Genomic DNA, 23,590 nt, shown 5'->3' on the forward strand with positions numbered 1-23,590 from the left:
GACGAGGCGCCCTCGATGGGCGCTTCGTCGAGTGATGGCACAAACCGAGCTTCGTTCGATCCGCGCACGGCCGCCCTCAAACGACGAACTTCTTAGCCAACGCTTCCGGGCCCATGCCGTCGTACTCCTCGAACGGCTGATGGATCCACGGCGAGGTCTCCAGCATGTCGCAGTAGTAGTCGGGCGTATAGGCCGAAACCTGCTTCGTCCAGATGACCGCCGAACGCAGTTCGGTGATGGATGGCATGCCACGCAAGCGCTCCACCACGGCCTTCAGCGTGACGCCGGAGTCGGCCAGGTCGTCCACCAGCAGCACGCGACCGGCCAGTTCGCCCTTGGGCATGGTGATGTACTTGGCCAGGTCCAGGCGACCCTGGATGGTGCCGGCCTCGGCGCGGTAGGAGCTGGTGGACATGATGCCCAGCGGCTTGTCGAAGACGCGCGACAGCACGTCGCCCGGGCGCATGCCGCCGCGGGCCAGGCAGAGGATCTGGTCGAACTGCCAGCCCGAGGCGTGCACCTTGAGTGCCAGCCGCTCGGTGAGCAGGTGGTATTCGTCCCAGGACACGTAGAGATGTTTACCGTCGTCGGTCAGCATGTTGATCGCGGCTCCGTGAGTAAAGAGAGTCAGGCGGAATAAGGATGGCGCAGCACGATGGTGTGCTCACGGTCGGGACCGGTCGACACCATGTGGATGGGCGTGCCAATGACTTCTTCGACACGCTTCAGATAGCTGCGCGCGTTCGCGGGCAGTGCGTCCCACGATGTGATGCCGAAGGTGATCTCGGTCCAGCCCGGAAAGGTCTCGAACACCGGCGTACAGGCGTCGATCTCGTCGGCATCCAGCGGCAGGATGTCGAGCTGGCGGCCGTTCAGCTCGTAGCCCACGCACATCTTGATCTCGGTCAGACCGTCCAGCACGTCGAGCTTGGTCAGGCACAGGCCGCTGATGCCGTTGATGATCATCGAGCGCTTGAGCGCGGCGGCGTCCAGCCAGCCACAGCGGCGCGCGCGGCCGGTGACGGTGCCACGCTCCTGCCCGACGGTCGAGAGGTGGTAGCCGACGGTGCCCGGCACTTCCCAGTCCAGTTCGGTCGGGAAGGGGCCGGAGCCGACGCGGGTCGTGTAGGCCTTGGTGATGCCCAGCATGTACTGCAGCAGTTGCGGGCCGACGCCGGCACCGGCGGCCGCGTTGCCGGCCACGCAGTTGCTGGACGTGACGTAGGGATAGGTGCCGTGGTCGATGTCCAGCAGCGTGCCCTGGGCGCCCTCGAACAGGATGTTGGCGCCGGCCTGGTGGGCCTTGTGGATCAGGTAGCCGACGTCGGCCAGCATGGGCTTGATCTGCTCGGCCATCTTCATGGCTTGCTCGAAGATCGGCTCGAAGGCCAGCGCCTCCGACTTCAGGTAACCCGTGAGCGCGAAGTTGTGCAGTTCCAGCAGCTCGCGCAGTTTCTTGGCGAAACGCTCGGGATGCTTCAGGTCCTGGGCGCGCAGCGCGCGGCGGGCGACCTTGTCTTCATAGGCTGGGCCGATGCCCTTGCCGGTGGTGCCGATCTTGCCGCTGCCGCTGCTCTCGCGCAGCAGCTCGCGCGCCTTGTCGACGGCGACGTGAAAGGGCAGGATCAGCGGGCAGGACTCGCTGATGAAGAGGCGCGAACGCACCTCGACGCCGGCGGCTTCCAGGCGCTCAATCTCGAGCAGCAGATGGGTCGGGTCGACCACGACGCCGTTGCCGACGTAGCAGGCCACGCCGTCGCGCATGATGCCGCTGGGGATGAGCTGCAGAGCAGTCTTGACACCCTTGATGACCAGCGTGTGGCCAGCGTTGTGGCCACCCTGAAAGCGCACCACGCCCTGGGCATGGTCCGTCATCCAGTCAACGACCTTGCCCTTGCCTTCATCACCCCACTGGGTGCCGACGACGACCACATTGCGTCCACGCGCGGTTTGGCTCTGCATCTTGTTTGCCTGCTTACTTGAGATTGGAGAAGGCCGCCGCCGCGCTCAAAGCGCGCGGACGACCCAGTCAGCGTGCTCGCGAACCAGCTCGCGATCACAGTCGAATTCATCGGCCTCGTGCTCATGCCCGGGCAGCATGCAGACCACCGTCTCGCCCTGCTCGCGCAAGCGCCGCACGGCCTGGCGCAGCGAGGCTTCATCGCCCCAGGGCGCTCGCACCGCAGCACGCAGCGGCGTGACGGGCGCCAACGTCACCAGTGTCTTCAGGTCGAGGCTGAAGCCCACCGCCGGACGACGGCGACCGAACGCGGCGCCGACTTCGTCGTAGCGCCCGCCGCGCAGCACGGCGTCCGAGCAGCCCGACGCATAGGCCGCGAAGCGGATGCCGGTGTAGTAGGCATAGCCCTGAAGGTCGGCCAGGTCGAAGCCCAGGCTGACCTCGGGGTGGACGGTCGCCAGATGGCCGGCCAGCCAGTCCAGGTCAGCCAGGGCCGCCTTGACGAGGGGATGGTCGGGCAGGCGGCGCGCGGCCTCGGCCAGCACCTCGCGGCCGCCGAACAGGCTGGGCAGCGCCAGCAGCGCCTCGCGGGTGACGGCGGGCATGTCGGTGCTCAATGCGGATAGCGCGGAAAGATCCTTGGCGGCCAGCGCGGCGGTCAGCGCCTCAAGCGCTTCGGGCGCCAGCTTGATGCCATCGAGCACGCCTTGCAGCAGCCGGGCGTCGCCCAGGTCCAGCATGACGTGGGCCAAGCCGGCACGACGGAGCGCGTCCAGCGCCAGCTCGTGGACTTCGAGATCGGCTTCCAGGCCTGCGTGGCCGTAGATCTCGACGCCGAACTGCAGCGGCTCGCGGCTGGTGTTGAGGCCATCAGGCCGCGTGTGTGCCACCGGGCCGCAATAGCAGAGGCGGGTCACGCCCTGGCGGTTCAGCAGGTGGGCGTCGATGCGGGCGACCTGGGGCGTCGTGTCGGCGCGCAGGCCGAGCGAGCGGCCGGAGAGCTGGTCGACCAGCTTGAAGAGCTTGATGTCGGAGCCGCTGCCCGTGCCGGACAGCAGCGAGTCGAGGTGCTCCAGCAGCGGCGGGATGACCAGCTCGCAGCCATAGCTGCGGGCCATGTCGAGCAGTTCTCTACGCAGCTCTTCGATGCGGCGCGCCTGCGAAGGCAGGACATCGGCGATGTGCTCGGGCAGCAGCCAAGCAGAGGACATGGGCGAAGGCAGGCGGTTAAAAAAGGCATTCTACCGGTGCCCTGCCGGCCGCAGACCCCAGATCAGCGCAACCAGAGCAGCCCCAACAAGCCGGCCAGGATGCTGGCCAGGCCGATGAAGCGGATCTGGCCGTCGCTCATGGCCAGCACGCGGCTGAAGACCTCTCGCCAGCGCGCCGGGCTGATCAAGGGCATCAGCCCCTCGATCACCGCCACCAGCGCCAGCGCGGCCAGCAGCTCGTTCACTTGCGCGCTGGGGCGGCGGCAGGTGCGGCGCCAGCGCCGCGCATGGCTTTGAAGAAGTCACTGCCGGGGTCGACGACCATCACGTCGCTCTTCTTCGCGAAGCTGGCGCGGTAGGCCTCCAGCGAGCGATAGAACTGCGCGAATTGCGGATCGCGGCCGAAGGCTTCGGCATACAGGGCCGAGGCCTTGGCATCGCCCTCGCCCTTGATCTTCTGAGCGTCACGGTCGGCCTCGGCGACGATGATGTCGCGCTGCCGGTCGGCGTCGGCCTTGATCTTCTCGCCCTCGGCACCACCGGTGGAGCGCGACTCGGCAGCGACACGCTGGCGTTCGGACTGCATGCGGCGGTAGACCGAATCGGTGATGCCTGAGGCGAAGTCGACACGCTTGATGCGCACGTCGACGATCTCGATGCCGAACTGCTTGGCCTCGTCGGCCAGGCGCTTGCGCACATCGTTCATGACCTTCTCGCGCTCGGTGGCCAGCACGGCGAGCACGGTGCGCTTGGTCACTTCTTCGTTGAAGGCGGCCTGCACGACGGGGGTCAGCCGGTTCTCGATGTTGCGGATGTCGGCGCCGTTGTTGCGGATGAACTGGCGCGGCTCGGTGATGCGCCACTTGATGAGCCAGTCGATGACCAGGCTCTTCTTCTCGGCAGTGAAGATAGGGCGAGACTCGGTGCTGTCCAGCGTCTGCACGCGACGGTCCAGCAGCACGACGTTCTGGAACGGCGGCGGCAGCTTGAACTTCAGCCCCGGCTCGGTGACGACTTCCTTGATCTCGCCCAGCGCGTAGACCGCAGCGAACTGGCGCTGGTCGACGATGAAGAGTGTGGACGACAGCAGCATCAGCGCGACGAGGGCGCCGGCGACGATGGCGGCAATTCGGTTCATGAAGAGAGTCCTCGATCAGCGGCCGTCACGGCTGCGCTGGTTGTCACGGCTGCGCAGATCGTTGGCACTGGGCACGGTCTGCATGTCGGGCAGCGCAGCGGGCTGGGGCGCGGACACGGTCACGCTGCCGCTGCTGCCCTGCTGCATCAGCTTGTCCAGCGGCAGGTAGAGCATGTTGGAGCCGCTCCTGCTGTCCACCATGACCTTGCTGACGTTGCTGTAGACCTGCCTCATCGTGTCGATGTAGATACGGTCACGCGTGACCTGCGGCGCCTTCTGGTACTCCGCCAACACGCTCTTGAAGCGCGCGCCGTCACCTTCGGCAGTGGCGATGACGCTGGCCTTGTAGCCTTCGGCCTGCTCAAGACGCTTGGCGGCCTCACCCCGAGCGCGCGGAATGACGTCATTGGCGTAGGCCTGCGCCTCGTTCTTGGTCTGTTCCTTGTTCTGCCCGGCCTTGAAGGCGTCTTCGAAGGCGGCCTGCACCTGCTCGGGCGGCTGCACGCTCTGTACGTTGACGTTCTTGATCTGGATGCCGGCCTTCAGGCGGTCGAGCTGCAACTGCACGGATTTGGCGAGGTCGGTCGCGATGGCGTCGCGCTGCTCATACAGCACGGAGTCCATCGTGCTCTTGCCAACGATCTCGCGAACCGCCGACTCCGCAGCCAGCGTCACCGCCTCGCGAGGCTCGCGGTTCTCAAACAGGAATTCGCGCGCGTCCTTGATCGTGTACTGCACCGTGAAGCGGATGTCGACGATGTTCTCGTCCTGCGTCAGCATGGATGAATCGCGCAGGCCGGTCGCTGCAACCATTGTGTTGTGACCCACCTCGACCTGCTGCAGCTGCGTGACCGACACGATCTCGTGCTGCTGCATCGGATACGGCAGGCGCCACTGGAAGCCGGCCTCGACCGTCTTGCTGTACTTGCCGAAGGACGTCACGACACCCTGCTGGCCTTCCTGCACGATGAAGAAGCCGCTGGCCAGCCAGCCCAGCAGGACGACGCCCGCAATCAGGCCCGCGCCGATGCCGGCGCCCTTCATGTCGGGCGTGCCACCCGAGGTGCCACCGCCCGACGGGCCGCCGGACTTGCCGCCGAACATGCCGGACAGCTTGCGGTTGAAATCGCGCCAGAGCTCGTCGAGGTCGGGCGGGCCGTCGTTGCGGCCGTTGTTCAGCAGTCGGCCCGCGGCTCTGGCGATGGGCGTCATCAGACGCTGCGCCCAAGGGCTGCGGGGCGATGTTTGGGAAGTGCTGCTCATGGCTGGGAAGGGTCTGAGGAAGAAGGCTCGCCGTCATCCCATTCAGGCGACGGATCGGAGTCGAAACGTGGGTCCCGTTCGTCGGGAATCAAGGGCTGGGCCTGCATCGCCGTGGCGATGAGTTGGCGCAGCTCGGGCAGCCCGCTGCCATCGAGCGAGCTGACAAAGACGCGCGGCGTGGGGCCGGTGCCGCCAGCGGCGCGCAGCACCGCATCGACGATCTCGCGCGGGCGCTGGTCGTCGGCCAGCAGATCCTGCTTGTTGTAGACGAGAACCTGCGGCACGTCGGCCGCGCCGATCTCGGCCAGCACACGCTCGACTTCTGCGATCTGCTCGTCCAGCACGGGGCTGGAGGCATCCACCACGTGCAGCAGCAGATCGGCATCGGCCGCCTCCTGCAGCGTCGCGCGGAAGGCCTCGACGAGCTTGTGCGGCAGGTCGCGGATGAAGCCGACGGTGTCCGACAGCGAGACGCTGGCGCCGGCCTGCTCCAGGTAGAGCGAGCGTGTCGTCGTGTCCAGCGTCGCGAAAAGCTGGTTGGCGGCATAGGCGCGCGCTTTGGTCAGCGCGTTGAACAGCGTGCTCTTGCCCGCGTTCGTGTAGCCGACCAGCGAGACCTTGAACACACCATTGCGCGCGCGGGCCTTGCGCTGCGTGCTGCGCTGGCGCTGCACCTGCTTCAGGCGTTCCTTGGTCTTCTTGATGCGGTCCTCGATCATGCGGCGATCCAGCTCGATCTGGGCCTCGCCAGGACCGCCGCGCATGCCGATGCCGCCGCTCTGACGTTCCAGATGGCTCCAGCGCCGCACGAGGCGCGTGGACAGGTATTGCAGCCGCGCCAGTTCGACCTGCAGCTTGCCCTCGTGGCTTTGCGCACGGGCGGCAAAGATCTCGAGGATCAGCGCCGTGCGGTCGGCGACGGGCACGCCGAGCACGCGTTCGAGGTTGCGCTGCTGGGCCGGTGAGATCGCCTGATCGAACAGCACCGTGTGGGCTTGGTGGGCCTGCACGAGGAGCTTGATCTCATCGGCCTTGCCGGAGCCGACGAAGAGGGCTGCGTCGGGTGCCTGGCGGCGGGCGATGACCTTGGCGACGGGGGTGTCGCCAGCAGACTCGGCCAGCAGCGCCAGTTCATCCAGGCTTTCGTCGAAGCCCTGCTTAGCGGACTGCCGACCGAAATCGACACCCACAAGAATGGCGCGCGCCGCCTCGGAGGGCGGCGTTGCATCGTGCGATTGAGTGGATGACAAGGAGGTCAGGCGTCGGCCGGCGCGTCGCCAGCGTGGAAGTTGACCGCGCGGCCCGGCACGACGGTGGAGATCGCGTGCTTGTAGACCATCTGGGTCACGGTGTTGCGCAGCAGCACGACGTATTGGTCAAACGATTCGATGTGGCCTTGTAGCTTGATGCCGTTGACCAGATAGATCGAGACCGGCACATGCTCTTTGCGCAGCAGGTTCAAAAAAGGGTCCTGCAAAAGTTGGCCTTTGTTGCTCATCGGTATGCTCCGAGTTTTCGGGGGAAGAGTGGGGGAACTGGGAATGCGGGTTGGACCTTAACACAGGGTTTTGCCTCACCCGTCCGTCACCCTAGGTCTTTTCGTCGAAGGGATTCTTCGAAGAACGTAGCTCTATTTTTAGCGGCGTTCCGACCAATTTGTAGTGCGCGCGGATGCGGCCTTCCAGGTAGCGCTTGTAGACCTCGGTGACACCGTCCAGCGAGTTGCCGTGGATGACGACGATGGGCGGGTTCTGGCCTCCCTGGTGGGCGTAGCGCATCTTGGGGCGGGACACGCCCGAGCGCTTGGGCTGCTGGTGTTCGGTGGCCTCCTGGATGAGGCGGGTCAGCACTGGCGTCGTCATCTTGCGGTAGGCCGAGGCATAGGCATCGGCCAGTGAGTTCCACACCGGCGACAAGCCCTGGCGCTTGAGCGCCGAGATGTTGTGCATGGGCGCGAACTTCAGGAAGGTCAGGCGCTGCTCGATCTGGCGCTGCAGCGTCTCGCGCTGGTAGCTGTCGACGGCGTCCCACTTGTTCAGCGCAAGCACCACCGCGCGGCCGCTGTCGAGGATGTAGCCGGCGATGTGGGCGTCCTGGTCGGTCACGCCTTGCGTGGCATCCAGCAGCAGTAGTACGACGTGGGCGTCGGCAATCGCCTGCAGCGTCTTCACGACCGAGAACTTCTCGATGGCCTCGAAGACCTTGCCCTTGCGGCGCAGGCCGGCGGTGTCGATGAGCTTGAACTTCTGGCCATTGCGCTCGAAGTCCACCGTGATGGCGTCGCGCGTGGTGCCCGGCATGTCGAAGGCGACGAGGCGCTCTTCGCCGAGCCAGGTGTTGATCAGCGTGCTCTTGCCGACGTTGGGGCGGCCGGCGACGGCGAGGCGGATCACGCCGTCTTCCTGCGGGCCGGCACCGAACTCCTCGGTGGCGTCTTCAAACGGTTCCAGCACCGCGTCCAGCAGGCTGCGGATGCCCTGGCCGTGGGCCGACGAGATCGGGTGCGGCTCGCCCATGCCGAGCTCATGGAACTCGTTCATCAGCGGCGACTCGCTCATTCCCTCGGCCTTGTTGACGGCGAGGTGCACGCGCTTGTTGACGCTGCGCAGATAGCGCGCGATGTCACTGTCATGGGCGGAAAGCCCCAAGCGGATGTCGACGACGAAGATGACCGCGTCGGCCTCGGCGACGGCCTGCTTGGTCTGCTTGGCCATCTCCTTGACGATGCCGGTGCTGCTATCGGGCTCGAAGCCGCCGGTGTCGATGCAGATGAACTCGCGGTCGCCCATGCGGCCGTCGCCGTAATGGCGGTCGCGCGTCAGGCCGGCGAAGTCGGCCACGATGGCGTCGCGCGACTTCGTCAGGCGGTTGAACAGCGTCGACTTGCCTACGTTGGGGCGGCCGACGAGGGCGATGACAGGTTTCATTCGGCCTTGATGGCGAAGAGGCCACCGTTCTTGGTCGCGACCAGCGCGGTGTCGCCCAGCAGCGCGATGGCGGCCACGGGCGAGCCGTCGGTGGCGATGCGCGAGCGGGTCTTGCCGGTGTCGCGGTCCAGCAGGTGCAACTGGCCTTCGTAGTCGCCCACCAGCACCTGCTTGTTCAGCAACACGGGCGCGGAGAGCTTGCGCAGCTGGAACTGGTCGGCGGACCAGGCCAGGTCGCCGTTGGCCAGCTTCCAGGCCGACAGGCGGTCCGAGGCGTCACCGGCAACGACGACCTGGTCGTCCGCACCGATGCCGTTGGTGCCACCGACGACGCGGTTCCACAGCGCGCTGCCGCGCTCGGCGTTCACGCAGCCCACCGAAGACTGGAAGGCGCGCGCGCAGATCACTTCGCCCTGGCGGACGGCCGGGCCGACGAGGTCAGCCAGGCGCTCGACCTCATTCGTGCCGCGCGGCGTGGCCACGCTGGCCTCCCAGCGCAACTCACCCTTGAGCGGGTCAATGCCAGCCAGGCGTGCGCCCTGGCCGACGATGAGCGTGTCTTTGTAGGCCAGCAGCACGCCGGCCTTGGCCAGCGTCAGCGGCTCGCCGGGGCGGCGCACCTCCCAGATCTTGCGGCCATCGAGGGCGTCGTACGCCAGCACCTGGCGGTCCAGCGTCAGCGCGAAGACACGCTCGCCGGCCACCAGCGGCGCGGCGATGACGGGCGTGGGCAGCGCCTTCTTCCAGACCACCCGGCCGGCTTCCAGCACGACGAGTTCGTTGTCGCGGTTGACGACTGCGGAGAAGCGGCCGTCGCTGCCGACACCGGCAGCCAGCTTGCCACCGGCCTCAACGCGCCACAGCTCGCGGCCATCGGCGGCGGCCAGGGCGCGCACAGTGCCGTCGTTGCTGGCGACGATGAAGCTGTCGCCGAGCGTCGCAATGCTGAGCGGGAAGCTGACATCACCGCCCTTGGCACTCCAGACGACGCGGCCGGTGGCCGGGCCGGAGAGCGTCTCCAGCACGGCGGGCTTGTTCTTCGCGTCGCCGAACCAGTTGTTCCACGTCGAGCTGATGGTGGAGCAGCCGGACAGCGAGGCTGCGGCCAGCGAAATCAGCGTGATCTGAACGAGGCGCTTCATTGCGCGGCTCCGGTGGCTTCGACGGCGGTGGGCACGCCCAGCGTGGCGAGCTTGGCTTCGACGATACGGCGGTAGTCCTGCGTCTTCTCCAGGCCGGCCAGCGCCTTCTGGTACTCGGCCTTGGCGGCGTCTCGCTTGTCCTGCATCAGCAGCGCGTCGCCGCGGCGGTCGGCCACCAGGGCGGCGAACTCGGCAGACTTGATGGCGTCCAGCGTCTTGGTCGCTTCATCGAACGCCTTGGCGTCGAGTTGCAGACCGGCCAGGCGCAGACGGGCGAGGTCGCGATAGGCCGCTTCAGAGCCCTGCTCTACCACCCAGGCCAGGCTTTGCTTGGCGTCGTCAACCTTGCCCTTGTCGAGCTGCAGCTTGGCGACCTGCAGGCCGGCCTGGGCGGCATAGCCGGTGCTGGCGTAGCGCGTCTTCAGGTCGCCCGCAGCGGCGGCGGCCTTGTCGGCATCCTGGGCGGTCATGGCGCGGTCGAACTCCTCGTACATCGCGGCGGCCTTGGCGGCTTGCTCACGCTGATACCAGGTCCAGCCCTGCCAGGCGGCAAAGGCGGCGAGGACAGCCGTCAGCACCCAGGTGATGAGATTGCCCCAGCGCTTCCAGAAGGCCTTGAGCTGGTCGAGTTGTTCTTGTTCTTCGAGGTCGAGATGCGATGCCATGAGAGGAATACAGCGTGGTGCGGGCGGGGCCCGGGATTATGCGGTGCGCAACTCGGCCGCCCAGGCGGCCACGTCGGCGAGAGAGCGGGCGAACTGTTCGGCGCCGTCACGAAGAGGCTTCACGGCCACTTCGCCGCGCGCCAGCTCGTCGCCGCCGAAGACCAGCGCGAAGCGGGCGCCCGAGGCGTCGGCCTTCTTGAACTGCGATTTGAACGAGCCGCCGCCGGCGTGCATTTGCACGGCGACGCCGGCCGCACGCAGCGCCTCCAGCGTGGGCAGGATGCGGGGCAGCTCTGCCGGGTCGGGCACGACGGCGTAGGCATCCGGCACCGGCGCGGGCGATTGCAGGCCCAGCGTCTCCAGCAGCAGCAGCAGGCGCTCCAGGCCGAGGCCGAAGCCCACGGCCGGCGTGGGCTTGCCGCCGAGCTGCTCGACGAGGCCGTCGTAGCGGCCACCGGCGCAGACCGTGCCCTGGGCGCCGAGCTTGGTCGTCACCCACTCGAAGACGGTCAGGTTGTAGTAGTCCAGACCGCGCACGAGGCGGGGGTTGATACGGTAGGCCAGGCCGACCGACTCCAGCAACGCCTTCACGCCGTCGAAGTGGGCCTGGGATTCGGCACCGAGGAAGTCGAGCAGCTGCGGCGCGCCCTCGGCCATGGCCTGCATGGCGGGGTTCTTGGTGTCCAGCACGCGCAGCGGGTTGCTGTGCATTCGGCGCTTGGCTTCTTCGTCCAGCACGTCGACGTGCTGTTCCAGGTAGGCGATGAGGGCTTCGCGGTGCGCACGGCGCTCCTCGGGCTGGCCCAGGCAGTTGATCTCCAGCGAAACGTCCTCGCCTTCCTTCAGGCCCAGCTCGCGCCACAGCGTGCGTGCCAGCAGGATGACCTCGGCGTCCACATCCGGGCCGGCAAAGCCCAGCGCCTCGATGCCCATCTGGTGGAACTGGCGGTAGCGGCCCTTCTGCGGCTTCTCGCGGCGGAACATCGGGCCAACGTAGTACAGGCGGCGCGGGCTATCGCGCAGATAGCTGTGTTCGATCATGGCCCGCACGACACCCGCCGTGCCCTCGGGGCGCAGCGCCAGGTGCTCGGCCTGGCCATGCTTGTCGGCGCGGTCCTCGAAGGCGTACATCTCCTTCTCGACGATATCGGTCACCTCGCCGATGCCGCGCACAAACAGCGCCGTGGGCTCGACGATGGGCACGCGCACGTTCTGGTAGCCGTAGCGCTGCAGCACGCCGCGCATCGTGGCTTCCAACGACTCCCAACGCGCCGACTCCGGCGGCAGGATGTCGTTCATGCCCTTGACAGCCTGCAAGGGCTGCAACTTCTTCTCAGTCATTCAAGCCGTGGCGCCGAAGCGCTTCTCGATGTAGTTCTCGACCAGCGCGTGGAAATCGTTGGCGATGTTGTCGCCGCGCAGGGTCAGCGCCTTCACACCGTCGATGAAGACGGGCGCGGCCGGGGCCTCGCCGGTGCCGGGCAGGCTGATGCCGATGTCGGCATGCTTGCTCTCGCCGGGACCGTTGACGATGCAGCCCATGACGGCCACCTTCATCTCCTCCACACCCGGGTACTTGCCGCGCCAGACGGGCATCTGCAGGCGCAGGAAGTCGTCGATCTGCTTGGCCAGTTCCTGGAAGGTGGTGCTGGTAGTGCGGCCGCAGCCGGGGCAGGCGGTCACGCTCGGGTTGAAGTGGCGCAGGCCCAGCGCCTGCAGGATCTCCAGCGCGACGACGACTTCCTGCGTGCGCGACTCGCCCGGCTGGGGTGTGAGGCTGACGCGGATGGTGTCGCCAATGCCCTCTTGCGCCAGGATGCCGAGCGCCACCGACGAGGCCACGGTGCCCTTGGTGCCCATGCCCGCTTCAGTCAGGCCCAGGTGCAGCGCGTAGTCGCAGCGACGGGCCAGTTCGCGGTAGACCGAGATCAGGTCCTGCACGCCGCTAACTTTGCAGCTGATGATGATGTTGTCGCGGTTCAGGCCCAGCTCGGCGGCGTAGTCAGCCGAGGTGAGTGCGGACTCGATGAGGGCCTGGTACATGACCGGCTTGGCGTCCCACGGCTGCGCGCGCTTGGCGTTCTCGTCCATGAACTGCGCGAGCAGTTCCTGGTCCAGGCTGCCCCAATTGACGCCGATGCGCACGACTTTGTCGTACTTCGCGGCGGCCTCGACCATCATCGCGAACTGGCGGTCCTTCTTGTCGCCCTTGCCGACGTTGCCGGGGTTGATGCGGTACTTGGACAGCGCCTGCGCCATGGCCGGGAAATCGGTCAGCAGGCGGTGACCGTTGTAGTGGAAGTCGCCCACCAGCGGCACGTCGATGCCCATGCGGTCGAGCTGCTCGCGGATGTAGGGCACCTGCTCGGCGGCCTCGGGCGTGTTGACGGTGATGCGCACCATCTCCGAGCCGGCAATCGCCAGCTCCTTGACCTGGATGGCCGTGCCGATGGCGTCCACCGTGTCGGTGTTGGTCATGGACTGCACACGCACCGGCGCGTCGCCGCCGACGGTGACAACGCGGCTGCCCCAGGTCACGCGAGCCTGGCGACTCTTGCGCGGCGCGGGTGCCGCTTCGGGAATGATGGTCTCGCTCATCAGTTCAACTCCACTCGAGCGATGTTGTTGGTGGCGCGGGCATGCAGGTCGAAGGCACTGCCACGCCATTCAAGGCGGGTGCCGCCCACGTTGCCGACACGCACCTTGTAGGGCGCCGCACCGCTGAATTCCTGCTGCTCGCCCAGGCGCATCACACGCGACAGCAACGTCTGACCCTTGCCGTCGACGACCTCGATCCAGCTCTCCGCAACGGCCGTGACACGCAGCACCGGGCCAGTCGCCGACACGGGGAGCGGCTGTGCTGCGTCACGCACCTGCAGCGGCGCGGAAGCGACCACCGCCGGCGCAATGACGGGTGCCGAAGCGGCCACAACCGCTGACGCCGACAGGACCGGCTCCGACGCCGCCACCGGCGCGGAAACATACTCGACCGGCGCACTGGCCGCACTCGACCCGACGCCTGAGGCGGGCGCAAACGCCGGCGTCGGCTCGGCCGTAGGCAGCCAGCCAGCCGGCACCCAGTAGATGGCCGCCGCCACGATCAGCAGCAGCCCGAGGCCCCAGACGATGGGCCGCTTCAACAGGGCCAGCACGCCACCGTCGGCAGGGCCGGCGCCGCGCTCGCGAAAAGGCTGGTTCAGCCCCGGGCGCACGTCGAAACCCAGCTCGCTGGTGCGCGGCAGCAAGGCCAGCACGGGGCCCGAGTCGACCTTGAGTGCACGGCACACCGCCGTGGCCAGCGCGCGCGCAAAGGTCGCATCGGGCAGTTCGGTGAAGCGGTCACCCTCCAGCGCCTCCAGCTTGGCCTGCGGCACCTTGAGCATCACGGCCAGCGCCGCGATGTGCAGGCCCCGCTGCTGGCGGGCGTTCTTGAGCCAGGCGCCGGCCGTGGTCGCTTGGGCTCGTCCCTCGGAGATGGGTTCCATCGTCTTGTTCTTTTGGTGAGCCGCTGGGCGACTCAATCTTCGTAACGGCCGGCGTCCAGCGCCTGCGTCTCGGGGGACTGCGGGAATTTGCGGCGCAGCAGCTGGGACATTTCGTCGACCGTGCCGCCGTGGCCGAGCTTGCGCTCGATGCGCAGCTGCAGCCACAGGCTCTGGGCATTGATCTGTTCGGGCTGGTCGTTGACCCGCTTCACGTAGAAGCGCGCCCGCTCCAGCTCGCGGTTGCGGAACAGCACCTCGGCCAGATTGAAGGCAATGACGGGACTGCTCGGGTCCAGCTCGAAGGCGCGCGACAGCGTCTTCTCGGCCACCAGCAGGCGCCCGGCGCGGGCCTCGCAAACGCCCTTGGCCAGCAGCGTGCGGGCCGGCGCGCGGTAGGTGGACTGGGCCAGCGCCTGGTCGAACAGCGAGTCGGCCGTCGGCCAGCGCTGCTGCTGGCACATGAACCAGCCGTAGTTGTGCAGGGTGTCGGGGTCGTTGGGGTAGACGGCCAGCGCGCGGCGGAAGGTTTCCTCGGCGAGCGGGAAGTCGCCCATGGCGGCGTAGATGAGGCCGCGCAGGTTGACGGCCTCGCGCATGTCGGGCTTGGCCTGCAGCGCCAGCTTGAGCTCGTCCAGCGCCGTGTTGAACTGGCCACGCGAAAAATAGCCCTGCGCCAGCTCCAGACGAATGGCCGCCCGGCGGTCGGTGTCGGTCTGATCCGAATCGGTCTTGATCTCGCGCTCGGCGGTGGGCGCGGTGCCGGTGCCGGTGCTCGCACAGGCGGCAAGCAGAGTGGCGGTTAGGGCAATTAGCAGTCGCTTCATCAAATCCTCTGGGTTGGGCACCAAACGTGTCACGGGGCGGATTTGGCCACCGACACCGGCGCCCTGACCATGCGGATATGCGCGCGGGTGCGATCCTGCACCTCGCCCGCCAACTGGCCGCAGGCCGCGTCGATGTCGTCGCCGCGTGTCTTGCGCACCGTCGTCACGATACCGGCATGGACCAGCACCTCGGCAAAGGCCTTCACGCGCGCATCCGTGCTGCGCGTGAGGCCCGAGGCCGGGAAGGGGTTGAACGGGATCAAATTGATTTTGCAATTGATCCGACTCTTCACCAGCTTGACCAACTCACGCGCCTGCTCCGGCGAGTCGTTCACCTCCTGCAACATGCAGTACTCGAAGGTGATGAAGTCGCGCGGCGCCTTGTCGAGGTAGCGGTTGCAGGCGTCCAGCAGCTCGGCGATGGGGTACTTCTTGTTCAGCGGCACGAGCTGGTCGCGCAGCGGGTCGGTCGGCGCGTGCAGGCTGACGGCCATGGCTACGGGGCAGTCGTCGCGCAAGCGATCGATCATCGGTACGACGCCGGAGGTCGAGACCGTCACGCGGCGGCGGCTCAGGCCGTAGCCATGGTCGTCCAGCATGGTCTTGAGCGACGGCACGAGCTGGTCGTAGTTCTGCAGCGGCTCGCCCATGCCCATCATGACGACGTTGGAGATGACACGCTCCGTCGTGTTGAGGCGTTTGCGCAGGCTGTGCTCGGCGAACCAGAGCTGGGCCGTGATCTCGGCCGTCGACAGGTTGCGGCTGAAGCCTTGATGCCCCGTCGAGCAGAAGCGGCAGCCGACGGCGCAGCCGGCCTGGCTGGAAATGCAGAGGGTGCCTCGATCATCTTCCGGGATGAACACGGCCTCGACCGCGTCGCCGTTGCCGACGTCGAACAGCCACTTGATGGTGCCGTCCGTCGAGACATGCTCGGAGATGATCGGCAGCGCGCTGATCTGGGCGCGGCCCTTGAGCTTGTCGCGCAAGGACTTGGCGAGGTCGGACATCTGCTCGAAGTCCGACGCGCCTTTCTGGTGGATCCAGCGGAACAGCTGGGTCGCACGAAACTTCTTTTCGCCCAGTTGCTCGCAGTAGGCGGCCAGCCCTTGCAGATCGAATCCGAGCAGGTTGACCGCATCCATCGCGAGCTCCCGGGCCGGGGTCACCGACCCCGTTGGGGGTTTACTTGGCAGCGTAGACGTTCATGCCGGGGAAGAAGAACGCCACTTCGACGGCGGCCGTTTCGGCGGCGTCAGAGCCGTGCACGGCATTGGCGTCGATGCTGTCGGCGAAGTCGGCACGGATGGTGCCCTTCTCGGCCTTCTTCGGGTCGGTTGCGCCCATCAGGTCACGGTTCTTGAGGATGGCGCCTTCGCCTTGCAGCGCCTGGATCATCACCGGACCGGAGATCATGAAGCTCACCAGGTCGTTGAAGAAGGGGCGTGCCTTGTGCACGGCGTAGAAGGCTTCAGCATCGGCGCGCGACAGTTGCACCAGCTTGGCCGCCACGATCTTCAGGCCGGCGCCTTCGAAGCGAGCGTAGATCTGGCCGATGACGTTCTTCGCCACGGCATCGGGCTTGATGATGGACAGGGTGGTTTCGATCGCCATGGAATTCTCCTGAAGGGCTGTATTGGACAAAGCCCGCGATTGTAGCGGCCAGGGATGACCCTAGTCAGGGTCACCCGCGCCAGCCGTCAGCGACGACCGCCGTAGCCGCCGCCGGAACGACCACCGCCACCGCCACCACCGCTACCACCACCACCGCCGCCCTTGCCACCACGACCACCACCGCCGCTGCGGCGCAGGAAGGCGTCGCCGCCGATGTAGCCCACCGAGGTCTGCATCGGATCGGGCTCACGCGGGCCGTTGCCCTTGTTGCCGCCGCCCTGGCCGGGTTTGTTGTCCTGCTGACTGCCGCCGGCACCGAAGCCCTGCGGGAAGCCGCGCTTGCCGCTGGTGGCTTGGCGCCGGTCGAAGGTCTGCTCCAACGGATTGATGTGGTGCGGAATGAAGCCGTCGTCCTCGTCGTCGTCGCGGCGCGGTGCGCGCTCCTCCCGCGGCGGGCGCACCTGCTGTTGCGGCTGCTGCGCCTCCGGCGGGCGGCTCGGGCGCGGGCCGCCAGTGCCGCCGTGGCGCTCGTCATTGCGGCGCTTGTTGCGGTCGTTCTTGTTGCCCTGCTGCTGCGGCGGCTGGGCCCTGCCTTGCTGGCCACCTTGGCCGCCGTGGCCCGGATTGGGCCGCTGGCCCTGGTTAAAACCTTCGCCCTGCTGGCCCTCGCCGCTGTTGGACGTGTGGCCCGCCAGGCGGCGGATGACGCGCACGTCGTCGTCGCCCAGCTCGACCCAGACGCCGCGCTTCAAGCCGCGCGGCAGCACAACGGTGCCGTAGCGGATGCGGATCAGCCGGCTGACGACCATGCCGACGGCCTCGAAGAGCTTGCGCACCTCGCGGTTGCGGCCTTCGGTGATGACGACGCGGTACCAGCGGTTGGCACCTTCGCCGCCGCCGTCCTCGATGCTCTTGAACGCGGCCGTCTGGCCCTCGACGTTGACGCCGGCCAGCAGCTTGGCGCGCTGCTCGTCGCTCAGTGCACCCAGCACGCGCGCGGCGTACTCACGCTCGACGCCGAAGCGCGGGTGCATCAGCTGGTTGGCCAGTTCACCGGAGTTGGTGAACAGCAGCAGGCCTTCGGTGTTGATGTCCAGGCGACCAACGGACTGCCACTTCTGACCCTGCACGCGCGGCAGCGAGCGGAACACCGTCGGGCGGCCTTCGGGGTCGTTGAAGGTCGAGACTTCGCCGGTGGGCTTGTGATAAGCCAGGATGCGCGGGTTGGGCGGCGAGATGCGCACGCGCACATCCTTGCCGTTGACGCGCACGCGGTCGCCGAAGGAGATGCGCTGGCCGACGTGGGCGACCTGGCCGTTCACCTCGATCTTGCCCTCGGCGATCCACTCCTCGATGTCGCGGCGCGAGCCGATGCCGGACTGGGCCAGCACCTTCTGCAGCTTGGGCGCGTCGGCGTCGGGCGCCAGCACACGTTTGGTTTCGCCCTCGCCGGCTTCTTCCGACTCTTCACCGCCCGACTCGGGCCGCAGCTGCGGCGGCTCGCCAACCGGACCTTCGGACTCCACATCCAGATTGCCCGATAGCACATCGGCAAAGCGCGCCCCCGCAGCCTCGACGAGTTCCAGCGACAGGACCGGCACCGGCAAATCACCGGCGCCGCCGCTGCCGGCGCTACCGGTCACCTCGCCGTCCACCCGCTCGGCGCGCTCCTTGCGGTTGCGGCGGCGGTTGCGGCCTCGGCCGCCACGTTCGCCGTCTTCACCGTCGCCATCACCTTCTGCACCTTCTGCACCTTCCTCGCCATCCGCGCCGCCATCGGCGGCCGGTGCCGCCACTGCCGGCACTTCGTCGGCCAGCGTGAACATCGGCGTCTGCACGGGCACCGGCGCTTCGGCAAGCTGAGCCGGCGCGGCGTCTTCCACCGGGGCAGCCGCCGTCTTGCGGGGCGCGCGCTTGCGGGCTGGCGCCGGCGCATCCTCCACGGGCGCGGCCTCGGGCACCGCTGCCGCCTCTTCCGCAACCGCTTCGGCCTTGCGGCGCGTGCGCTTCACGGGCGCGGCAGCCTCGGCGACTGCGGCAGCCTGAACCGCGTCAGCGGCTTCGGGCGCAGCGTCGGCCGTGGCCTTGGCCGTCGTACGCCGACGCTTGGGAGCGGCAGGCGCTTCCGTATCAGCGGCGGGAGGCAGGGTCTTGTCTTGGTCGGCAGCGTCGTTCATGCGGGTGAATGCTGGGGTTGCGGGGGCGTATCGGTGGGGTCGGGATTGGGTAGTGCGGGCGTGCCGTCGTCGCCAAAGAGGCTGCGCGACAACGCAGGCGCGTCGGGCGTCTCGACAGGCGCAGCTTCCTGCGCCTGGTCGGGCACTTGATCGGGCGTCGTTGCTGACGCGTCTTCGGGGGCCGCAGCCGGCGGCGCGTCGTCGACGTCGCTCAGCAACTGACCTTGCAGCGCCTCGAAGGCCGGCGGCTCGCTGCCGACTTCCAGGGTCGGCAGCTGCTCCAGGCTGGCCAGGCCCAGGTCATCGAGAAAGGCCTTGGTCGTCGCATAAAGCGCCGGGCGGCCGGGCGTCTCGCGGTGGCCGATGGCCTCGATCCAGCCGCGGTCTTCGAGCTGCTTGACGATTTGCGTCGCGACGATGACGCCGCGGATGTCCTCGATGTCGCCGCGCGTGACGGGCTGGCGGTAGGCAATGATGGCCAGCGTTTCCAGCACGGCGCGTGAGTAGCGCGGCGGCTTCTCGGGATGAAGCCGGTCGAGGTACTCGCGCAACTCGGGGCGGCTCTGGAAACGCCAGCCCGAGGCGAGTGCGACCAGCTCGACGCCCTTGCCCTCCCAGTCACGGGAGAGTTCGTCGAGCAGGCTGCGCACGCTGTCGGCACCCAGCTCGTCGGCGAACAGGCTGCGCATCTCGCGCAGCATCAGCGGTTGCGAGGCACAGATCAGCGCGGTTTCGAGGACGCGCTTGGCATCCTGTGTATTCATGAACTCAACTTCGCACCCTCAATGGGTAGAGCTCTGGCGGTAGGCCCCCGGGTCTGGACGCTTTCAATCAAGCGTTCGTCAGGCGGCTGGGGCGGTCTTGCTTGCAGCTTTTGCTTGCAGGTCTTGCTTGCATCGGGCGCGGCCCTGGCCTTCTAGGGCCGGGTGCGCCGGCGAGGTGGTTGGCGGCTTCGGGTGGACTGCGATCCCGCAACGGGCTGCATCCAAATCGGGCAGCGCTCAGGCACGACAACCGAAGCGCATTGTAGCCATGTCAATCCGGCAGGCCCGCAGCACCGATTTCACGCCAGGCTGAAGCCAGATCGGCGGGCAGCGGCGCACTCAGCGTCAGGGTCTCGCCGGTGGCCGGATGCGTGAACGACAGCCGCGCCGCATGCAGGGCCTGGCGCACCAGGCCCAGGGCCTGCACGCCGCCGTAGAGCGTGTCCGCCACGAGGGGGTGGCCGCTGTGCATGAGGTGGACGCGGATCTGGTGCGTGCGGCCGCTGTGCAGCACGCAGTGCACGGCGCTGACGGGGCGGGTTTGCACGCTCATGTCGACTTCGCCCACACCCAGCGGGAAGACGTCGGTGCGCGCCGGCTTGCCCATGTTGGCGGGTGCCACGGCCATCTTCACGCGCGAGATCGGATCGCGGCGCAGCGGCTGCTCGACGACAAAGGCCTCGTCGGCGCGACCCCAGGCCAGGGCCAGGTATTCACGGTGCACCTCGCGGGCGGCGATCTGGCGGCTCAGCGCCGTGACGGCCGCCAGCGTCTTGCCAACGATCATCAGGCCGCTGGTGTCCTTGTCCAGCCGGTGCACGATGCCGGCGCGCGGCAGGCCCGCAGCGGCCGGGTGGTGGGCCAGCAGGCCGTTCATCAACGTGCCCGACCAGTTGCCCGCAGCCGGGTGCACGACCAGCCCGGCAGGCTTGTTGACGACGAGCAGATGCTCGTCCTCGAAGACGAAGTCCAGCGCCATCGCCTCGGCGCGGAAGGCACGGCTCTCGTCGGTGGGCTGCAGCTCGACTTCGACACGCTGACCGGCGCGCAGCTTATGGGCGGGCTTGGCCACCGGCTTGCCGTCGGCCGTGACGCAGCCGCGCTCGATGAGGACCTGCAGGTGGTTACGCGAGAATTCCGGCGCAATGCCGGTGAGCCAGCGGTCCAGGCGCTCGCCGTGGCCGGCCGCATCGACATCGGCCACGCGCCGCTCGGGCGAGTCTTCAGCGCCGATGTCTCCGGTCTCGTCCTCCGGGTCATGCAGACCCCCCGACCTATACTCCGCGTCCATTGTTCCCCGTGACCAGCCGGCAGCATCGCCGTCGACTTCAGACATGTTTGTTGTGAAATTCAAAGCCTTCCGCATCGTCGCCAGCGTCGCCCTGATGGCGTTCGCGCTTGGCATGAGTGGTTGTGGCTCCATGGGCAAGGACGACCCGAATTCCCAGGCCGCCCTCGACAAATTGTATTCAGACGCCAAAGACGATCTGAACTCCGGCAGCTACGACCGCGCCATCAAGACGCTGGAGAAGATCGAAGGCCGCGCCGCCGGCACGCCGATGGGCCAGCAGGCCACGCTAGATCTGGCCTGGGCCTACTACAAGACCGCCGAACGCGCCCAGGCCGTGACGACGCTGGACCGCTTCATCAAGCTCAACCCGTCCAGCCCGGCGATGGACTACGCCCTCTACATGAAGGGCCTCGTCAACTTCAACGAAGACCTGGGCCTGTTCGGCCGCCTGGCCGGTCAGGACGTCTCCGAGCGCGACCAGCAGGCGTCGCGCGAGGCGCTGCTGGCCTTCCGCCAACTCGTCGAGCAATTCCCCGAATCCCGCTACGCGCCCGACGCGACGACGCGCGCCAACTTCATCTCCAACACGCTGGCGGCCTACGAGGTGCACGTCGCGCGCTACTACTTCAACCGCAAGGCCTACGTCGCTGCGGCCAACCGCGCCCAGACGGCCGTGGCCGAGTTCCAGTACGCGCCCGGCATTGAAGAAGCCCTGTTCATCATGGGCGAGAGCTACGACAAACTTGGCCTGACGCAGCTGCGCGACGACGCGCGCCGCGTGCTCGACAAGAACTTCCCCGACAGCGAATACGCCTCCAACGGCGGCAAGCGCAAGAAGCCCTGGTGGAAGGTCTGGTGACCCCTCGCCTGGCCTCGCATCGCTGAACGCGAGCGAGTCCAGTCGGTCCCCCGAGGGGACGAGCCCACTCGCGGCATTGAGCCGCCAGCGAGCCCACACGGGCCGGCTTGGGAGCGGCCCAGCGCTCGGCTCGTAAAGACAGGCCGTTAGGCCCGTTCTGCATTGAGGAACTGAAGCCAGGCCAGCGCCTCGGCCTCATTGGCCACCGCCGTCATCGGCGGCAGCGCGGCACGCAGGCGGCGGCCGTAGTTCATGCCCGCCATCCGCGGGTCGCACACCACCAGCAGGCCACGGTCGGTCTCGGTGCGGATCAGGCGGCCGGCGCCCTGCTTCAACGCGATGGCCGCCTCCGCGACGAAATACTCCGAGAAGGCATTGCGGCCGGCAGCCTCCAGGCGCTGCACACGCGCCTCCACGAGCGGGTCGTTGGGCGGCGGGAAGGGCAGCTTGTCGATGACCACGCATTGCAGCGCGTCGCCCGGCACGTCGATGCCTTCCCAGAAGCTCGCCGAGCCGACCAGCACGGAGTACGGGTTGTCGATGAAGCGCTGCAGCAGCACACGTTTGGGCGCCGCGCCCTGCTGCAGCACGGCGATGGCGGTACCGGTCGCTTCGAAGCGCTCGCGCAGCCCATCGGCCACGGTCTGCAGATTGCGCAGCGTCGTCGTCAGCACGAAGGTGCGGCCACCCAGGGCCTGCGCCAGGCGCGAGGCCAGCAGCGCGACGCTGGCCGGGTGCGTGGGCTCACTGGGCTTGGGGAAGCCGCGCGGCACGTACAGGCGCGCGTTGGCCGGGTAGTCGAAGGGGCTGCCCACGCGCAGCACCTCGGCGCCGGTCAGGCCGGCTGGCTCGGTGAACCAGGTCAGGCCTTCGTCGTCGCCCAGCGTGGCCGACGTGAAGACCCAGGCCTTGGGCGGGCCTTCGAGCTGTGCCTGCATCGCTTCGCGGATGTCCAGCGGCGACTCGACGAGGCGGGCCGCATGAGGGCTGATGTCGATCCAGCGCACGTCGCCGGGGTCGGGGTCAGTGGCAAAGCGCTTGGCCAGGTCACGCAGCTCCTGGGCGCGCTCGCACAGGCGCGCGAAATCGGCGGCGGCTTCGCGCACGGCCGTCAGCGCTTCGAGCGCCTGTGCGCAGGCTGTCTCGACGCCCACCAGCGCCGCGCCGAAGGCCGGCTGAGTGGCGCGCTCCTTCCAGCCCAACTTGAGCGTGCCGCGCAGTTCGCGGCCGGCCGTGGCCAGCGCGCCGGCCGCCGCCAGGCGCAGCTCGCGCGCCGCTTTCTCGACGGCGGCATGCAGGCCCTGCCAGTCATGCACGCCGCGCGCATGGGCCAGGCCCTGGGCCAGCACGTCGCGGGCGAAGTCGATCAACGCAGCCGTGCCAAGCAGCGTGCCGAGGAACTGCACGCCGGCCTCGGCAAGCTGGTGGGCCTCGTCGAAGACGGCGATCTCGACGCTGGGCAGCAGCTCGGCCACGCCGGTGTCGCGCAAGGTCACATCAGCGAAGAAGAGATGGTGGTTGACGACGACGACGTCGGCGTCCATCGCCTCGCGCCGCGCCTTGACGACGTGGCAAGCCTTCCAGTCCGGGCACTCCTGGCCCAGGCAGTTCTCGCGGCTGGAGCTGACGATGGGGATGATGGGCGAGCGCTCGTCCAGGCCGTCGATCTCGGCGAAATCGCCCGTCGTCGTGCCCAGCGCCCAGCGTTCGATGCGCGCCAGTGACAGCGCCGTGCGGCGGTCCGGGAATTCGCCGGTCACGCGCGCCTCCTTCATGCGGTGCAGGCAGAGATAGCTGCTGCGGCCCTTCAGCAAGGCCAGGCGCACGGGCATGTTCAACGCCTTGGTCAGCCGTGGCAGGTCGCGCAGGAAGAGCTGGTCCTGCAGGCTCTTGGTGGCCGTGCTGATGAGCGCCCGGCTGCCGGCCAGCAGCGTCGGTACGAGGTAGGCGAAGGTCTTGCCGACGCCCGTGCCGGCCTCGACAACCAGCGCGTGGCGGCGGCTCAGCGCGCGGGCGACGGCCCGGCTCATCTGCAGCTGCTGCTCGCGCGGCTTGTAGCCCGGGTCCAGCCGCGCCAGCGGGCCGTCGACGTCGAAGGCAGCCAGCACGGCCTGTTCGAGGTCGTCGGCGGCCGGCGGGGCGGGAGGGGTGGCCTGATCGAGGGCGTCGAGCCAGTCGTCGTGGGAGTGTGTTTGCACGCTGGTCATAGCGCCCGTTGCCCCGCAAAAGTAGTGGATGCAAGGCGCAAACCGGAGCCGGGCTCGCCGCCCGGC

22 protein-coding genes are annotated in these 23,590 nt (G+C 67.9%); 1 reads left to right on the forward strand and 21 read right to left on the reverse strand.

Annotated elements, in window-relative coordinates; translation table 11 throughout:
* Positions 1–76: 76 nt before the first annotated feature.
* The 20 genes from ABIS05_RS17885 to ABIS05_RS17980 all read right to left on the reverse strand — a co-directional run bounded on the left by ABIS05_RS17885 (position 77) and on the right by ABIS05_RS17980 (position 20,458).
* Complete coding sequence (locus ABIS05_RS17885; protein ID WP_348011970.1) at positions 77–598, reverse strand: phosphoribosyltransferase; 522 nt, start codon at positions 596–598, stop codon at positions 77–79.
* A gap of 29 nt (positions 599–627) precedes the next feature.
* On the reverse strand, positions 628–1,962 hold the full coding sequence (locus ABIS05_RS17890; RefSeq protein ID WP_348011971.1) for an adenylosuccinate synthase: 1,335 nt from the start codon (positions 1,960–1,962) through the stop codon (positions 628–630).
* A gap of 45 nt (positions 1,963–2,007) precedes the next feature.
* Positions 2,008–3,171 (reverse strand): ATP phosphoribosyltransferase regulatory subunit, encoded by a 1,164-nt coding sequence (locus tag ABIS05_RS17895; protein WP_348011972.1) that lies wholly within the window; start codon positions 3,169–3,171, stop codon positions 2,008–2,010.
* A 62-nt stretch (positions 3,172–3,233) separates the two neighbouring features.
* Positions 3,234–3,416 (reverse strand): DUF2065 domain-containing protein, encoded by a 183-nt coding sequence (locus ABIS05_RS17900; RefSeq protein WP_348011973.1) that lies wholly within the window; start codon positions 3,414–3,416, stop codon positions 3,234–3,236.
* Positions 3,413–4,309, reverse strand: coding sequence for a protease modulator HflC (gene hflC, locus ABIS05_RS17905; RefSeq protein WP_348011974.1), 897 nt, complete (start codon positions 4,307–4,309; stop codon positions 3,413–3,415). Before hflC ends, ABIS05_RS17900 begins: the two co-directional genes overlap by 4 nt.
* A 15-nt stretch (positions 4,310–4,324) precedes the next feature.
* Entirely contained in the window at positions 4,325–5,521 is a 1,197-nt protein-coding gene (gene hflK, locus ABIS05_RS17910; RefSeq protein WP_407074866.1) for an FtsH protease activity modulator HflK, read from the reverse strand.
* A 47-nt stretch (positions 5,522–5,568) separates the two neighbouring features.
* A complete protein-coding gene (gene hflX / locus ABIS05_RS17915) occupies positions 5,569–6,822 on the reverse strand; it encodes a GTPase HflX (protein WP_348011976.1) in 1,254 nt (417 codons plus the stop codon).
* Positions 6,823–6,827: 5 nt separating this feature from the next.
* Positions 6,828–7,070, reverse strand: coding sequence for an RNA chaperone Hfq (gene hfq / locus ABIS05_RS17920; RefSeq protein ID WP_056198163.1), 243 nt, complete (start codon positions 7,068–7,070; stop codon positions 6,828–6,830).
* 91 nt (positions 7,071–7,161) lie between these two features.
* Complete coding sequence (gene der / locus ABIS05_RS17925; protein WP_348011977.1) at positions 7,162–8,499, reverse strand: ribosome biogenesis GTPase Der; 1,338 nt, start codon at positions 8,497–8,499, stop codon at positions 7,162–7,164.
* Positions 8,496–9,641, reverse strand: coding sequence for an outer membrane protein assembly factor BamB (gene bamB / locus ABIS05_RS17930; protein WP_348011978.1), 1,146 nt, complete (start codon positions 9,639–9,641; stop codon positions 8,496–8,498). Before bamB ends, der begins: the two co-directional genes overlap by 4 nt.
* Positions 9,638–10,306, reverse strand: coding sequence for a tetratricopeptide repeat protein (locus ABIS05_RS17935; protein ID WP_348011979.1), 669 nt, complete (start codon positions 10,304–10,306; stop codon positions 9,638–9,640). Before ABIS05_RS17935 ends, bamB begins: the two co-directional genes overlap by 4 nt.
* 36 nt (positions 10,307–10,342) lie before the next feature.
* Positions 10,343–11,647 carry a histidine--tRNA ligase gene (gene hisS / locus ABIS05_RS17940; RefSeq protein ID WP_348011980.1) on the reverse strand — a complete coding sequence of 435 codons (1,305 nt, stop codon included), beginning with the start codon at positions 11,645–11,647 and terminating at the stop codon, positions 10,343–10,345.
* Positions 11,648–12,904, reverse strand: coding sequence for a flavodoxin-dependent (E)-4-hydroxy-3-methylbut-2-enyl-diphosphate synthase (ispG, locus tag ABIS05_RS17945; RefSeq protein WP_348011981.1), 1,257 nt, complete (start codon positions 12,902–12,904; stop codon positions 11,648–11,650).
* A complete protein-coding gene (locus ABIS05_RS17950) occupies positions 12,904–13,791 on the reverse strand; it encodes a helix-turn-helix domain-containing protein (RefSeq protein WP_348011982.1) in 888 nt (295 codons plus the stop codon). Before ABIS05_RS17950 ends, ispG begins: the two co-directional genes overlap by 1 nt.
* 32 nt (positions 13,792–13,823) lie before the next feature.
* Positions 13,824–14,615 (reverse strand): type IV pilus biogenesis/stability protein PilW, encoded by a 792-nt coding sequence (pilW, locus tag ABIS05_RS17955; protein ID WP_348011983.1) that lies wholly within the window; start codon positions 14,613–14,615, stop codon positions 13,824–13,826.
* Between the two features lie 29 nt (positions 14,616–14,644).
* Positions 14,645–15,757 (reverse strand): 23S rRNA (adenine(2503)-C(2))-methyltransferase RlmN, encoded by a 1,113-nt coding sequence (gene rlmN, locus ABIS05_RS17960; RefSeq protein ID WP_348011984.1) that lies wholly within the window; start codon positions 15,755–15,757, stop codon positions 14,645–14,647.
* A gap of 40 nt (positions 15,758–15,797) precedes the next feature.
* Positions 15,798–16,226 carry a nucleoside-diphosphate kinase gene (ndk, locus tag ABIS05_RS17965; protein ID WP_348011985.1) on the reverse strand — a complete coding sequence of 143 codons (429 nt, stop codon included), beginning with the start codon at positions 16,224–16,226 and terminating at the stop codon, positions 15,798–15,800.
* Between the two features lie 86 nt (positions 16,227–16,312).
* A complete protein-coding gene (locus tag ABIS05_RS17970; protein WP_348011986.1) occupies positions 16,313–18,403 on the reverse strand; it encodes a pseudouridine synthase in 2,091 nt (696 codons plus the stop codon).
* Positions 18,400–19,167, reverse strand: a complete 768-nt coding sequence (scpB, locus tag ABIS05_RS17975; RefSeq protein ID WP_348011987.1) for an SMC-Scp complex subunit ScpB — start codon at positions 19,165–19,167, stop codon at positions 18,400–18,402. Before scpB ends, ABIS05_RS17970 begins: the two co-directional genes overlap by 4 nt.
* Positions 19,168–19,438: 271 nt before the next feature.
* Positions 19,439–20,458, reverse strand: coding sequence for an RluA family pseudouridine synthase (locus ABIS05_RS17980; RefSeq protein ID WP_407074867.1), 1,020 nt, complete (start codon positions 20,456–20,458; stop codon positions 19,439–19,441).
* Between the two features lie 43 nt (positions 20,459–20,501).
* Here ABIS05_RS17980 and ABIS05_RS17985 point away from each other — a divergent pair, with 43 nt between their 5' ends.
* Complete coding sequence (locus ABIS05_RS17985; RefSeq protein WP_348011989.1) at positions 20,502–21,317, forward strand: outer membrane protein assembly factor BamD; 816 nt, start codon at positions 20,502–20,504, stop codon at positions 21,315–21,317.
* Between the two features lie 146 nt (positions 21,318–21,463).
* On the opposite strand, the gene ABIS05_RS17990 is transcribed toward ABIS05_RS17985, so the two are convergent.
* Complete coding sequence (locus ABIS05_RS17990) at positions 21,464–23,347, reverse strand: ATP-dependent DNA helicase (RefSeq protein WP_348012056.1); 1,884 nt, start codon at positions 23,345–23,347, stop codon at positions 21,464–21,466.
* Between the last annotated feature and the right edge of the window lie 243 nt (positions 23,348–23,590).

The sequence above is a fragment of the Roseateles sp. genome (genome assembly GCF_039929605.1).
Lineage (GTDB): Bacteria > Pseudomonadota > Gammaproteobacteria > Burkholderiales > Burkholderiaceae_C > Pelomonas.